At 33.4% G+C, this 13,920-nt stretch carries 12 protein-coding genes; 9 read left to right on the forward strand and 3 right to left on the reverse strand.

The annotated features are described in order from the left end of the window. The first annotated feature begins 163 nt into the window (after positions 1–163). The 7 genes from RWZ86_RS07030 (at position 164) to RWZ86_RS07060 (ending at position 6,656) form a co-directional block, all read left to right on the forward strand. A complete protein-coding gene (locus RWZ86_RS07030) occupies positions 164–1,186 on the forward strand; it encodes a lipoate--protein ligase (RefSeq protein ID WP_314680855.1) in 1,023 nt (340 codons plus the stop codon). A 136-nt stretch (positions 1,187–1,322) separates the two neighbouring features. Next, complete coding sequence (locus tag RWZ86_RS07035) at positions 1,323–1,985, forward strand: adaptor protein MecA (protein ID WP_314680857.1); 663 nt, start codon at positions 1,323–1,325, stop codon at positions 1,983–1,985. 75 nt (positions 1,986–2,060) lie between these two features. Next, the gene (gene nfsA, locus RWZ86_RS07040) at positions 2,061–2,807 is read left to right on the forward strand and encodes an oxygen-insensitive NADPH nitroreductase (protein ID WP_314680858.1); all 747 of its coding nucleotides are present in this window, start codon (positions 2,061–2,063) and stop codon (positions 2,805–2,807) included. Between the two features lie 47 nt (positions 2,808–2,854). After that, positions 2,855–3,529: a response regulator transcription factor gene (locus tag RWZ86_RS07045; protein WP_314680861.1), complete on the forward strand. Its 675-nt coding sequence runs from the start codon at positions 2,855–2,857 to the stop codon at positions 3,527–3,529. Between the two features lie 9 nt (positions 3,530–3,538). Then, a complete protein-coding gene (locus tag RWZ86_RS07050; RefSeq protein WP_314680863.1) occupies positions 3,539–4,774 on the forward strand; it encodes a HAMP domain-containing sensor histidine kinase in 1,236 nt (411 codons plus the stop codon). 60 nt (positions 4,775–4,834) lie between these two features. Beyond that, on the forward strand, positions 4,835–5,146 hold the full coding sequence (locus RWZ86_RS07055; protein ID WP_314680865.1) for a hypothetical protein: 312 nt from the start codon (positions 4,835–4,837) through the stop codon (positions 5,144–5,146). A gap of 148 nt (positions 5,147–5,294) precedes the next feature. Next, complete coding sequence (locus RWZ86_RS07060) at positions 5,295–6,656, forward strand: hypothetical protein (RefSeq protein WP_314680866.1); 1,362 nt, start codon at positions 5,295–5,297, stop codon at positions 6,654–6,656. 67 nt (positions 6,657–6,723) lie between these two features. Here the strand turns inward: RWZ86_RS07060 and thrC are convergent, their stop codons facing one another. Together thrC and RWZ86_RS07070 are read right to left on the reverse strand one after the other, a co-directional pair. Next, on the reverse strand, positions 6,724–8,217 hold the full coding sequence (gene thrC, locus RWZ86_RS07065) for a threonine synthase (RefSeq protein ID WP_314680867.1): 1,494 nt from the start codon (positions 8,215–8,217) through the stop codon (positions 6,724–6,726). A gap of 128 nt (positions 8,218–8,345) precedes the next feature. Beyond that, on the reverse strand, positions 8,346–8,888 hold the full coding sequence (locus tag RWZ86_RS07070) for a biotin transporter BioY (RefSeq protein WP_314680869.1): 543 nt from the start codon (positions 8,886–8,888) through the stop codon (positions 8,346–8,348). Between the two features lie 164 nt (positions 8,889–9,052). Here RWZ86_RS07070 and RWZ86_RS07075 point away from each other — a divergent pair, with 164 nt between their 5' ends. Further along, the gene (locus tag RWZ86_RS07075; RefSeq protein WP_314680872.1) at positions 9,053–10,792 is read left to right on the forward strand and encodes an ABC transporter ATP-binding protein; all 1,740 of its coding nucleotides are present in this window, start codon (positions 9,053–9,055) and stop codon (positions 10,790–10,792) included. Further along, positions 10,782–12,590, forward strand: a complete 1,809-nt coding sequence (locus tag RWZ86_RS07080; RefSeq protein ID WP_314680875.1) for an ABC transporter ATP-binding protein — start codon at positions 10,782–10,784, stop codon at positions 12,588–12,590. Before RWZ86_RS07075 ends, RWZ86_RS07080 begins: the two co-directional genes overlap by 11 nt. A gap of 509 nt (positions 12,591–13,099) precedes the next feature. On the opposite strand, the gene RWZ86_RS07085 is transcribed toward RWZ86_RS07080, so the two are convergent. Next, positions 13,100–13,920, reverse strand: an 821-nt coding sequence (locus RWZ86_RS07085) for a PD-(D/E)XK nuclease family transposase (protein ID WP_314680877.1), incomplete at its 5' end; no start/stop codon positions are given.

Genomic DNA, 13,920 nt, shown 5'->3' on the forward strand with positions numbered 1-13,920 from the left:
TACACTAAAATAGGATTGGTGGATTTTCTCCATCAACCCTATAAATTATAGAACCACAAAAAACAGATATCCTATAGAACGTTCTTAAATGAAGTAGCTTACTTTCTTTAAGAACGTTTTTTTGATAAAATAAAGGATAGTAAATTAGAAAAGAGGTTAGGTTATGTATTATGTAAAAAATCAACGAAATGGGAAAGAAATCTATGATGCAACGACTAATTTGGCCATTGAATATTTTTTGTTAAATGAGAAAAAATTGGATGAGCCAATTTTGTTATTTTATGTAAACGAAAATGCGATTATTATTGGGAAAAATCAAAATACCTATGAAGAAGTGAATCAAGATGGAGTTGATTCATTAGGAGTTCAAGTAGTTCGTCGTTTTTCTGGTGGTGGAGCCGTATATCATGATATGGGAAATATTTGTTTCTGCTTTATTACAGAAGATGATGGAGATAGTTTCCGTGATTTTGGTAAATTTACAGAGCCTGTGATTCGTGCGCTACATAAAATGGGGGCATCTGGCGCTGAACTTCAAGGAAGAAATGATTTACTTATTGATGGAAAGAAATTCTCTGGGAATGCAATGTACTCAAATAACGGTCGTTTAACAGCTCATGGAACATTGATGTTGGATGTAGATGTAACGATTTTACCGCAATTATTGCGTCCAAAAGCTGATAAAATTGCATCAAAAGGAATTAAATCTGTTCGTTCACGTGTTACAAATATTAAACCTTATTTGGCAGAAGAATTCCAAGATTTAGATATTTTACAATTTAGAGAAGTGTTATTAAAAAATATTTTCGAAGTGGAAGATACTTCATTGATTAAAGAATATGTTCTAACAGAAGAAGATTGGGAAAAAATTGAAGTATTAAGAAAGACTTATTTTAATAATCCTGATTGGAACTATGGAAAAAATCCAAAATTTGCGTTAACACAATCAAAACGTACAACAGCAGGACAAGTGGAATTCCACTTAAATGTTGAACAAAATCATATAAAAGAAATTAAAATTAATGGAGATTTCTTTGGTCTTGGAGAAATTAGTGACGTAGAAGAAAAATTAACAGGAATTGAATATCAACGAGATGCAGTTTCTAAAGTATTTGACTCTATTGACGTTCGTAAATATTTTGGAAATGTTACTGCTGAAGAATTAGTAGAGTTATTATTGAGCTAATACGAATGATAGAATTGAGTTGAAATAGCTAGAAAAGGTGTTATTACTTTACATTCTATGAAAATTCGTTACAATAATACTATTCTAAAAAAATAATCAATGAATTTTTAAATGTAATGTAAGTGAGGTGAATATTATGGAAATGGAACGTATTAATGATGATACTATTTTAGTAAGAATTGAAAATGAGGATTTACAGGAACGCGGTACATCTGTTCCAGAACTTTTAGCCAATCCTGGAGAAATAGAAGAATTTTTCCATAGTATTTTAGTTGAGATGGATGTTATTGATCAATTTGAAGATTCTGAAGGTATGAGTTTCCAAGTAATGCCAAATCCAGAAGGTATTGAATTATATGTGACAAAATATGTTGAAAAGAAAGATATTGAAGCAGATAGCGAACGTTTCGTTCGAAATTTAGTCGATACGATTCAACATTCTTTAGGACATCGAATGGGAAAACCAAAAAAAGAGAAAAAAGTAGAAGTTCCGGTGGAAAAAGAAAAAACATTGGAGCCACTGGATTGTACAGTATTTTTTGACTCATTTGAAGACTTTGTACAGTTAGCAAAAATGTATCCATATAATGTTCAAAAATCATCTTTATATCGATATAGTAACTATTATTTTCTACATGTATACCAAGATGTTTTTGGAGGGGAAGATTTCACTGCAGATTTAGCTCTTTTAAGAGAATTCGGTGAGTTTTCTAGAGTATCTTGGGAAGTCGTACAGGAATATGGCGAAGTAATGATAAAAGATAAAGCGATTGAAACAGCTAAAAAATATTTTAAATAATTAGTATAGTGGGAGTGAGCAAAAACAAATTCTGTCATTTGCTGACTCCACTATTTATATAAAGGGGTAAAAATTATGAATGAAACGATTCAAATACAATTAAATCATCGCTCTATTCGAGCGTTTAAGGATCAAGCCTTAACAAAAGAAGAAGTGGAATTATTAGTCAATGTAGCAAGACATACTGCTACAAGTAAATTTATGCAAGCTTATTCAATTATTAGTATTACAGATCCAACATTAAAAAAAGCTTTCGCAGAGATTTCAAAACAACCTTATGTTGAAAAGAATGGCCACTTATTTTTATTTGTAGTAGATTATCATCGTAATGTCCAATTAACAAAAGCACAAGATAGACCAGCTATATTACAAGGGACTGCAGATTATTTTATTGCGGGATTAACAGATGCAACGATTGCTGCTCAAAATATGGTAGTAGCCGCAGAGTCATTAGGAATGGGCACTGTATTTTTAGGAAGTTTACATAATGATGCTAAGCGTATTATCGATTTATTAGGATTGCCAGAATATACATTTCCTGCAGTTGGTTTAGCGGTAGGTTGGCCAAATCAAGAACCACAATTAAAACCACGCTTACCAAAAGAAATCATGTATATGGAAAATCAATATCAAGCATTAGAAAATCCATTAAAAGATATTGAAGCGTATGATGAAGAAATTACAGGCTACTATGATACAAGAGACTTAAATCATCGAGTGGATCGATTCAGTAAACAAGTGGCGGATAAAATGGAAACATTACCTCCGAAAAGACTAGCGTTATTAGAAGTCATTCAACAACAAGGATTTTTGAAAGAATAATAATTGAAATTAAATTAGATAACAATTCAAATAAAAGAGGAAAAGCGATGAAAATATTAATAGCTGAAGATGAATGGGATTTAGCCGAAGCTTTAAAATTAATGTTTGAATTACAAAAATATAGTGTGGAAGTTGTGGATAATGGAGAGGATGCAATTTTTTATGCAGAAACAACTCCTTATGATGTCATTATTTTGGATGTGATGATGCCAAAGAAAAATGGTGTTGAAGTGGTAAGAAGTTTACGTGCTAAAGGAATTTCAACTCCTGTTTTAATGTTAACTGCTAAAAGTCAACTAGAAGATAAAGTGTTGGGCTTAGAAGAGGGCGCGGACGACTACTTAACCAAACCATTTGAGGCTGCAGAATTATTAGTTCGTGTAAAATCACTTTTACGTAGACCAACTCAATTTGTTAGTTCAACTCTTTCCTTAGGAAATGTTCAATTAAAACGAGAACAATATGTGATGGAGACTCCTCAGGGACAAGTAGCATTAAATAATAAAGAATTTCAATTAATGGAATATTTTATGCTGCATCAAAATCAAATTTTATCGACAGATTTTATGATGGAAAAAGTTTGGGGGTTTGATGCAGAGTGTGAAATTAATGTTGTCTGGGTTAATATTTCTTCTATTCGAAAGAAATTAGCAAGTATTCAAGCGAATGTTAGAATCAAATCTGCAAGAGGAATAGGGTATCAACTTGTAGTGGAAGAGTAGGAGGGAAATATGTTTCAACAACTTCAAAAAAGTTTCGTAAAAAATGCAATGCTCTCTTTTTCCCTTGTTCTTGTTATCGTGTTGGTATTATTGAATGGAATATACTATCAACAAACGATTGAACAAATTGATAGAGTTGCAACGATGTTAATTGATCATAATGGGACGTTTCCCGATGCTCCTAGTACAAATCCACCTGTTAATTTTTTAGAAGAATTGACAACTTTAGGAACTGAATGGAAAAAAGATGACCAATTGTCAACTCGATATGCAGTAATTACATTTTCCAATCAACAAATTCAATCAATTAATCGCACGAATTTAGTGAGTGTTGATGAAGAGGTTTTGAAAAAACAAACTCAAGAAATTATCAGTGGAAATGTTCAAAGTGGTTGGATTCAGAAGTTACGTTTCCGTTTATCAAAAGGAAATGAAGAGTCGTTGTTAGTCTTTGTAGATGCTAACAAGGAAATTCAACAAATTAAAAGATTGCTGATTGTGAGCATTCTTGTCTTTCTAATCTGTTTAATTGGAATTTACGGATTGATTCGTTTCTCATCTAAACGTGCGATTCAACCTTTTGTTGACAATGTAAAAAAACAACAACAATTTATTTCAAATGCTAGTCATGAAATTAAAACTCCTTTAGCTGTTTTATCTGCAAATAACGATTTACTAGCAATGATGGGTACAGAAAATCGATGTATTGATAGCAATCGAAGACAAATTAAACGTTTGAATGCTTTAGTAGAACAAATGTTATTACTAGCAAGATATGATGAAAGTCAATCGTCTATAGTAACTGAAAAAATTGATTTAATTCAAATTTCCAAAGAAATAATTGATGATGTATCTCCTATTTTACAAGAAAAGGGATTATCTGTTCAGTTTCAAGGGGAATTGAGTTGTGTAGTAAATGCTGACAAAAGTTCGATACAAGAATTGATTAGAATACTAATCGATAATGCGATGAAATATACAGTTATTGATAAAGTCATTACGATAAAAGTTTCTGCTGGAGTATTTTGTATAGCAAATCAAACAGAATCGATGAAGGAGGAACAAGTGAATCAATTATTTGATCGTTTTTATCGAGTAGATACGTCCAGAAATCGAACCACTGGTGGTAGTGGTTTAGGATTATCGATTGCACAAAAAATTGCTGAAATCAATCAGTTAGAATTGAGTGCAGAATTAGTTGAACAAAATAGAATTCAATTTATAATTGCTTCAAAAAATAGATAATAAAGCAGTAACTTGATACAATAAAAATGTAAATAAATTTAAGAAGAAAAGAGGATGACAATGGATATTAAAGATTTTACAGAACATGAACAAAAACAAATTAATGCGGGATTAACAACTTCTGTCATTACGGATAAAGAAGCAGCTAAAAAAATTCTTGAATTAGTACCAAGTGAATGGATTAAGAAAATTCCATTTTTAGTGAGAGCACATGCTACAACAAGAACTGTAGCAAGAGTAGCAAAACAATATCCAGAACTTTATGCAGTAGCAAAACAAGAAGGACCTTTACCTGAAAAGGAAAGAGAACAATTAAGAGAAATTATGACAAATATTTTTGCAGAAAAAATGAACAAACATAAAATTAAATAATAATTATCTAAAAGATAGAGAATGTTTATTAGACGACAAAAAGTAAAAACTTTGTGTCGTCTTTTTTGTATGATTTTAAGTTGATTTTAAGTAGATGAATTAATATAACATCATCAACAACAAGTTGATGGGAAGAGAGGAAAAAAAGATGAACAGACAAAGAATTTTACAATTATTATCAACTATTACCATTGCAAGTATTTTAGTAGCTTGTCAAAGTACTCAATCACAAACAGATAGCACTTCTAATAGTGTTCAAACAGCACAAAACGTACCCGCAAAACCAGGAGGGGAAGGCTTTGGAGGAAGTGACCAAGTTACTCAAGGAGAAGCTGCAACAAATGTAACAACCGATTCAACGATTTCAGGAGAAACTTATGAATCAACAGGAGATGATGAAAATGCGTTACGTGTTACAGGAGCAACTGTTACATTAAATGGAGTAACCATTCAAAAAAGTGCAGGTGCTACTTCAAATACTGAAAATGGAGATTTCTATGGTATGAATGCAGGATTTTTAGCAACAGATGGAGCAACTGTTTCTATCAAAGATGCGACAGTTTTAACTTCAGCACAAAATGGAAATGGAATTTTTAGTTATGGAAGTCAGACAACAGTGAATGTGGAAAATACAACCATTCAAACAACAAAAGATAATTCAGGAGGTATTCAAACAACAGGTGGCGGAACAATGAATGCAACAAACTTAACTGTTACAACAGCAGGAAATTCATCAGCAGCTATTCGTACAGACCGTGGTGGTGGTACTGTAGTCGTTAATAAAGGAACGTATACATCAAACGGTTATAATTCACCAGCAGTTTATTCAACCGCTGATATTACCGTTAAAAATGCTACTTTAAATGCAGAAAATTCAGAAGCTTTAGTGATTGAAGGTCAAAATTCGATTTCCTTAGAAAATACAGATGTAACAGGAAATATGAGTTCGACACAAGGTAGTTCTTCAGATAATAATGTTCATAATGTAATGATTTATCAATCAATGTCAGGGGATGCAGAAACAGGAACATCTGTATTTACAATGAAAGGTGGTACATTAACAGGACGAAATGGAGATCAAATTTACGTAACGAATACTCATAGTAAAATTCATTTAGAAGATGTAACCGTTAAAAACTTAGATACAGCAGGAAGATTGTTAGCAGTATTAGGAAATGATGCCACTCGTGGATGGGGAACAGCCGGTCAAAATGGAGGTCAAGTAGATTTAACAACGAATAACCAAACTCTATCAGGAGCTATTGAAGTAGATACCGTTTCAACCTTAAACTTCACGATGGGCAAAGGAACAAACTTTACTGGAACCATTCAAATTGTAAAAAATGCAGAAGGAGGCACAGCAGTTGAAAATAATGCAGTTATTACAGTAGAAGAGGGGGCGACATGGACACTAACAGGAAATGTAACGATTACTTCATTAGAAAACAAAGGAACGATTAATTTCAATGGATATACGATTACATTAGCAGACGGTACAGTTTTATCATAAAGAGTGGGAGAGCATAACTACAATAAAAATACCAGCCATAAATAAAAATGGCTGGTATTTTTTGAATTTAAATATTTAAACTGTCATAAACAGATTGTTTCATTTCTGAAATTTCAAGTACTCTTGTGTGACGGATTTCTGCTTCCAATACACTTGTAACTGCTTGAGGAATTTCTACTCCGCTTAATTGATGAACTTCTTCAATTAATTGTTGATCACTTAAAGCAGTAACATCTGAGTCTTTTACAGCCGATACAACACTTTGAGGGAATTTGTATGGGCTTGCTGTTGAGACAATGACTGTAGAAGTGTTGTCTTTTGTTTCTTGTTGGTATTTATCATAAGCACATTGAGCTACAGCTGTATGTGGATCTAATAAATAGTTTTCTTTTGATAAAACAGATTCAATCGTTTGTGCTGTTTCTTCTTGACTAGCACGAGCAGCATAAAACTCTTCATATGAGTTTAACACGTCTTTTTCGATATGATACTGACCATTATTCGTTAATGAATCCATCAATGCTTTTGTTTCTTCAGCATTGCTTCCAGTCATTTCAAAAATTAATCGTTCTAAGTTACTAGATACTAAAATATCCATACTTGGTGAACTTGTTACTTCGAATTTTCTTTGACGATTGTATGTCCCTGTATGGAAGAAGTCTACTAATACATCATTTTCATTTGAAGCACAGACTAATGTTTTGATTGGAACACCTAATTGTTTTGCATAATAAGCTGCTAAAATGTTTCCGAAGTTTCCTGTTGGAACGACAACATTCATAGCTTCTCCAATTTTAAGAGCGCCTTGTTTAATTAATTGTGCATAAGCATAAACATAATACACCACTTGTGGGCATAAACGTCCAATATTGATTGAGTTAGCTGAAGAAAGTTGGAATCCTTTTTCCGCTAGTGTTTGGTTTAAATCCGCATCGTTAAATAGTTTTTTTACCATTGTTTGAGCATCATCAAAGTTTCCTTTCACACCATAAACAAATGTATTGTCGCCAGCTTGAGTCACCATTTGACGTTCTTGAATGGTACTTACGCCGCCTTTTGGATAAAAGACAATAATTTTTGTATGAGGTACATCTGCAAATCCTGCTAATGCAGCTTTTCCTGTGTCTCCAGAAGTAGCTGTTAAAATGACGATATCTTTATCTTGTTGATTTTTCTTAGCTGCAGTTGTTAATAAATACGGCAAGATTGATAAAGCCATATCTTTAAAGGCGATAGTACGTCCATGGAATAATTCCATAATGTAGGCATTGCCAACTTTTTTAACAGGGGCAATTGCTGGATCATCAAAAGTTCTATCATAAGCAGAGTGAATACAATGTTGTAATTCTTCATCTGAAAAATCAGTTAAAAATGCTTTTAAAATAGGGAATGCAATTTCTTGATAAGATTGGTGTTGTAATGTTTCCCAGTTCAATGATAATTGTGGCATTGTTGTTGGAACGTATAACCCTCCATCTTCAGCAATTCCTTTTAATATTGCTTGAGAAGCTGTTACACGATTGTTTTTATCTCGAGTACTAATATAGTGTAATTCTGTCACAATTTATCCTCCTTTATCTCTTCTAATGCTTTGTATTTTACCATAAGTTTTCCCATGTGCCTACTATGTTGAATAAAAGAGAATCTATAAAAAGAGGCTAGAATTTTACATCCTAACCTCATAAAAAATTATGCTTCCTGTCTGAAATAAAGTTTATTTTTTAGACTCTTTAATAATAATAGTCCGAAGATTGTTGTGAAACTGATTTTAATTAAATCTGGCAAAATAAATGGAAGTACCACGAGATTGATAGCTTTTGAAAAATCAGCATGTGTAATCAGAATAAACCCAATTATTCCACCAATAAATAGGACAACTTCTCCTAAAAGATTCGCAACAAATAGACGAACGGCATTTTGTTTTCTCTGTGCAATGATTGAAGTAACGAATGCGCGAATAGGGAAGAACACTAGAAAACCAGCAGTCGGTCCAAAGAAAGCTTGAAATCCACCTTTTCCACCTGCAAAAACAGGAAGTCCAATAGCGCCTAATAATAAATAAAGTAAAATGGCAAATGTAGCTTCTTTTGGACGATAGATGGTAGCGACTAATCCAATGGCTAATGTTTGTAGAGTAATGGGAATAGGCCCTAAAGGGATTTGAAAGGGTGACAATGCTGCCACAAGCGCTGCTCCCAATGCGATTAATGTTAAAGAATATGTTTTGTTCATAATTGTTAACCTCCTAAACTTGAACATGGTAACAATATAAAAGAGTTTTGATATATTGTCAATCTTTTTTTTACAAATTACTTGATAGGATTGTTTGAAAAACACTCTAAGCCTTGATAGAATAGATACAATACTTTTTATGAAATAAGAAGAGGAGTGAAAAGATGTTAAAGAAAATAGTTCCCTATTTTTCAAAATATAAATATTTCCCATTTTTAGCATTTTTATCCATTTTAGTGGAAGTTGTCTGCGAAGTTGGGCAACCGATTATTATGTTAAAAATTATTGACGAAGGAATTCCAAATCGAGATACTTCGATGATTTTATGGTATGGAATTTTAATGATTATCGTTGCGATGATTTCTCTTGGAGCAGGGGTATTAGGTGCAAAATTTGCATCCATTGCAGGAACCGGTGTTGCAAGTGAATTAAGAAGTGCGCAAATGAAGAAGATTCAAGAATTTTCATTTAAGAATTTAGACTTCTTCTCTAATGCATCCTTAATTACACGTATGACGAGTGATGTGACAAATGTTCAAAATACCGCGATTATGACGATGCGTATTTTAGCTCGTGCGCCAATGATGTTTTTATTTGCATTCTTTTTTGCAGTATCATTGAATGCGCAATTGTCATTAGTCTTTGTAGTGGCCGTTCCATTTTTAGTAGTGAGTTTAGCTCTTATTATTTCAACTGCATTTCCTCGCTTTAGATTATTACAACAGGCAACGGATGGGATTAACCGTATTCTTCAAGAAAACTTTATTGGAATTCGAGTAGTGAAATCTTTTGTTCGTGAGCCTTTCGAACGTGTGAAGTTTGGTGTTGAAAATACAAACTTTAAAACACGTGCTTTACATGCAATGTATGTCATCGTTTGGAATAACCCTATCATGCAATTAACGGTTTACGCTTGTACAATTGCAGTTATGTGGTTTGGTGGAAAATTTGTAATGCATGGTGAAATGACAACTGGAGAATTGATTAGTTTTATTTCATATATTACACAAATTTTAATGTCCTTAATGATGATTTCCTTTGTTTTTGTCATGTTAACAATGACAAAAGCTTCTATGGATCGTATTTTTGAAGTGATTGACACAGAAGTAGATATTGTAGAACCAGAAAACGTTATTCCAACTGAAATTACTCGTGGCGATGTAGAGTTTGATCATGTTCATTTCTCATACGGAAAAGATCAACAAGAAGAAGTGTTAAATGATATTCATTTTTCAGTGAAAAGTGGACAAGTTCTTGGAATTATTGGTCCAACCGGTTCTGGGAAAACATCTCTTGTTCAGTTAATTCCTCGATTATATGATGCAACGGCAGGAAGTGTTCGAGTTGCAGGAAAAGATGTTCGTGATTATGCATTTTCTGATTTAAGAAGTCAAGTAGCGATGGTTCTTCAAAAGAACACACTGTTTTCTGGAACGATTCGAGAAAACTTATTATGGGGAAATCCTCATGCAACTGAAGAAGAAATGATTCAAGTAGCTAAATACGCTCAGGCTCACAATTTTATTATGGAAATGCCAGATGGCTATGATACAAAAGTAGAACAAGGAGGAAGAAATTTCTCTGGAGGGCAAAAACAACGTCTATGTATTGCAAGAGCGATGTTAAGAAAACCAGCTGTATTAATTTTAGATGATTCAACTTCTGCGGTGGATACATCAACAGATTCATTAATTCGTGAAGCGTTCTTTAATCATTTACCAGATACAACCGTTATTATTATTGCACAAAGAATTTCTTCTATCCAAGGTGCTGATAAGATTGTTGTGTTAGAAGATGGAAAAATGAATGGAATTGGAACACACGAAACATTAATGGAAAATAACGAACTGTATCGTGAAATTTATGAAACTCAAATGGAAGGAGCGAAAGTAGATGAGCGCTAAAAAAATCGGACCAAAACGTCCTGAAAATTTAAAGCAAACATTAGCCGACTTATGGAGCTATTTATGGAAAAGTAAGTGGAGTCTTTTCGCTGTTCTTTTATTAGTCGTTTTAGGAAGTGCTGCAGGAATTGTAGGGACTTACTTTATTCGCCCCTTAATTAATGATTTTATTGCGACAAAAGATGTTTCTGGTCTAGCAAAAATGCTAGGAGTTATTGGAGTGATTTATATCATTGGGGCGATTGCGAATTATTTCTCTGGTAAAATTATGATTACGATTGGCCAACAAACGATTGAAACAATGAGAAAAGATTTATTTGACCATATTCAAACATTGCCAATTCGTTTCTTTGATACAAATAAACATGGGGATTTAATGTCTCGCTTTACAAATGATTTCGAAAATATTCAACAAGCGTTTAATAATAGTATGTTGATGATTGTCAGCTCTTTATTACAATTGGTGTTAACTTTTGTGATGATGATTATTTTATCTCCGATTTTAACAGTAATGTTAATCATTATGGTCTTCATTATGTTTGCGATTGTAAGAGTTGTAGCAGGTCGTTCGGGCAAATTCTTCGCGGAACAACAAAAAGTTTTAGGACAAGTGAATGGTTTTGTTGAAGAACATATTGAAGGACAAAAAGTTGTGAAAGTATTTAATCATGAAACATTAGTCTTGAAAGAATTTGAAACTTTAAATGATCAATTAAGAGAAGCAGCTAATCAAGCACAATTTAACTCGAATATTATGTTCCCTATTTTAGGAAATATTAGTTATATCAATTATGCATTAACCGCTTCAGTTGGTGGATATTTAGTTGTATTCCAAGGGATGGACGTTGGGGCATTAGCTTCATTTTTACAATACTCAAGAACATTTGCTCAACCATTAGCACAAATGTCACAACAAACAAATGTCTTATTAGCTGCAATGGCTGGGGCGGAACGAATTTTTGCGATATTAAAAGAAAAGTCTGAAGTGGATGAAGGAACTGTGACATTAGATCAAACAGATCCAAAACAATGGTATTGGGTTAAAGGGGAAGAAAGAATCCCTGTTGTTGGAAATATTCAATTGAATGAAGTGGATTTCAGTTATGTTCCAGATGTACCTATTTTGAAGAAAATCAATGTTTGGGCTGAGCCTGGATTGAAAGTAGCTTTTGTTGGTGCTACAGGTGCTGGGAAAACTACGATTACGAATTTGATTAATCGTTTTTATGAAATTAATAATGGGGAAATTACGTTTGATACGATTCCTGTTACGGATATTAAGAAAGACGATTTACGTAAAACAATTTCGATTGTATTACAAGATACGCATTTGTTTACAGGTTCTATCGCAGATAATATTCGTTATGGGAATTTAGATGCGACGGATGATGAAGTGGTAAAAGCTGCAAAATTAGCGAATGCACATGGATTTATTAAACGTTTGCCTCATGGGTATCAAACAGAAATTACAGGTGATGGAGAAGGGCTTTCTCAAGGGCAACGACAGTTACTCGCGATTGCTAGGGCTGCTGTAGCAAATCCGAAGGTGTTAATTTTGGATGAAGCGACTAGTTCGATTGATAGTCATACGGAAGCGTTGATTAGTAAAGGGATGGATCAATTGATGGAGGGTAGAACTTCGTTTGTAATTGCTCATCGTTTATCGACGATTCGTAATGCGGATGTGATTATGGTAATGGACCATGGTGAGATTATTGAGCGTGGGAACCATGAAAGTTTAATGGAAAAACAAGGCGTGTACTATCAATTGTATACAGGGCAGCTTGATTTAGACTGAATAAATACGAAATAGACTTTGCTATATAGTAGCTAGGGACGCAAGCAGGCCTTCGGTCTCATTGCTAAACTTCGAGCCTAAGGTCTCGAAGTTTCCCGTGATATAATCAGCAGTCGCTGATTATATCGCTTGAGCTACTATGCAAAGTCTTTTCTATTGGACGGATATTTATGAGAGTACGTTTTGAGAAATAGACTTTGCTTTATAGTAATAAACGACGGCAGCAGACCTTCGGTCTCATGCCTAAAAATTGAGCCTAAGGTCTCAATTTTTCGTGTGATATAATCAGCAATGTTGCTTATATCACTAATATTACTATGCAAAGTCTTTTCTATTTGGACGGATGTTTATGAGAGTACGTTTGAGAGATAGACTTTGCTTTATAGTAGCTGGGGACGCAAGTAGACCTTCGGTCTCATGCCTAAACTTAGAGCTTAGGATTTTGAAGTTTCCGGAATATTTTGTAACAAAAAAGACGACCGAAGTCGTCTTAAAATATTGTTATTCTACTATTCATCAGTAGACAAATAGTCATCTAATTCAAATACGGAAATGCTTAATCGTTTTGCACCTTCTTCTTTAGAGAGAAGACCATCTTTAATCAAACTGATAATCATCATTTTCTTTCCGTGCTCGATACCGTGTGCTTTTCCTTCCGCTAATCCTTTCGCTATTCCTTCTGTCATAGCTTGATTTATTGCATCTTTCTTATCTTTTTCTATAGTGGCTAAAAAACTTGAATATGCTTGGAGATATCTTGTTCTTTCATCGTACATTTTTCGTTCCTCCTTTGTCCAGTCTATTCGGCTCACAATTCGATCCGCTTGTTCCAAAATTTTCTCCGGACTTTGTGTATAGGGTTGGTTCCCAAAAAACTCAATCCATCTAACTTTTTTGTATTCTTGTATCTTATCTTTATTATACTTCTCTAATTCTAAAAATGCCATTAAGGCTAAATCTTGTTCTTCTTTAAAGCCTTTAAAATAAACTTTCAATTCATCGTTTGTATTTTTTTCTTTGAAGCAGAATACATGAATCATTTCCTCGTCATTAAAATATTTTTTTTTTGTGATGGCAATGGTGTACACAGGTAATAATTCTTCTGCGAGTTTATGTGTTTCCACTCCATCTTTTTTATGTTCATCTGCATTTTTAGTCACTTGGTTACATAGATATAACCATAAACGCTTAATAAAGTCAAATTGATAAGCTACTTGGATTTCAATAATGACTTGTATGCCATCGTTTAATGCAGCTAATACATCAATACTGGTAACATAAGTCTTTATATCTTCGAATTGGTGATTGTGTATTTGTGTGCCATCGAGTA

This window comes from uncultured Granulicatella sp., from assembly GCF_963545075.1.
Lineage (GTDB): Bacteria > Bacillota > Bacilli > Lactobacillales > Aerococcaceae > Granulicatella.

Coding starts and splice junctions, on each gene's coding strand:
- RWZ86_RS07050 (WP_314680863.1), top strand. CDS start 3,539: ATGTTTCAACAACTTCAAAAAAGTTTCGTAAAAAATGCAATGCTCTCT.
- RWZ86_RS07055 (WP_314680865.1), top strand. CDS start 4,835: ATGGATATTAAAGATTTTACAGAACATGAACAAAAACAAATTAATGCG.
- RWZ86_RS07070 (WP_314680869.1), bottom strand. CDS start 8,888: ATGAACAAAACATATTCTTTAACATTAATCGCATTGGGAGCAGCGCTT.
- RWZ86_RS07060 (WP_314680866.1), top strand. CDS start 5,295: ATGAACAGACAAAGAATTTTACAATTATTATCAACTATTACCATTGCA.
- RWZ86_RS07080 (WP_314680875.1), top strand. CDS start 10,782: ATGAGCGCTAAAAAAATCGGACCAAAACGTCCTGAAAATTTAAAGCAA.
- RWZ86_RS07045 (WP_314680861.1), top strand. CDS start 2,855: ATGAAAATATTAATAGCTGAAGATGAATGGGATTTAGCCGAAGCTTTA.
- RWZ86_RS07030 (WP_314680855.1), top strand. CDS start 164: ATGTATTATGTAAAAAATCAACGAAATGGGAAAGAAATCTATGATGCA.
- RWZ86_RS07035 (WP_314680857.1), top strand. CDS start 1,323: ATGGAAATGGAACGTATTAATGATGATACTATTTTAGTAAGAATTGAA.
- RWZ86_RS07075 (WP_314680872.1), top strand. CDS start 9,053: ATGTTAAAGAAAATAGTTCCCTATTTTTCAAAATATAAATATTTCCCA.
- nfsA (WP_314680858.1), top strand. CDS start 2,061: ATGAATGAAACGATTCAAATACAATTAAATCATCGCTCTATTCGAGCG.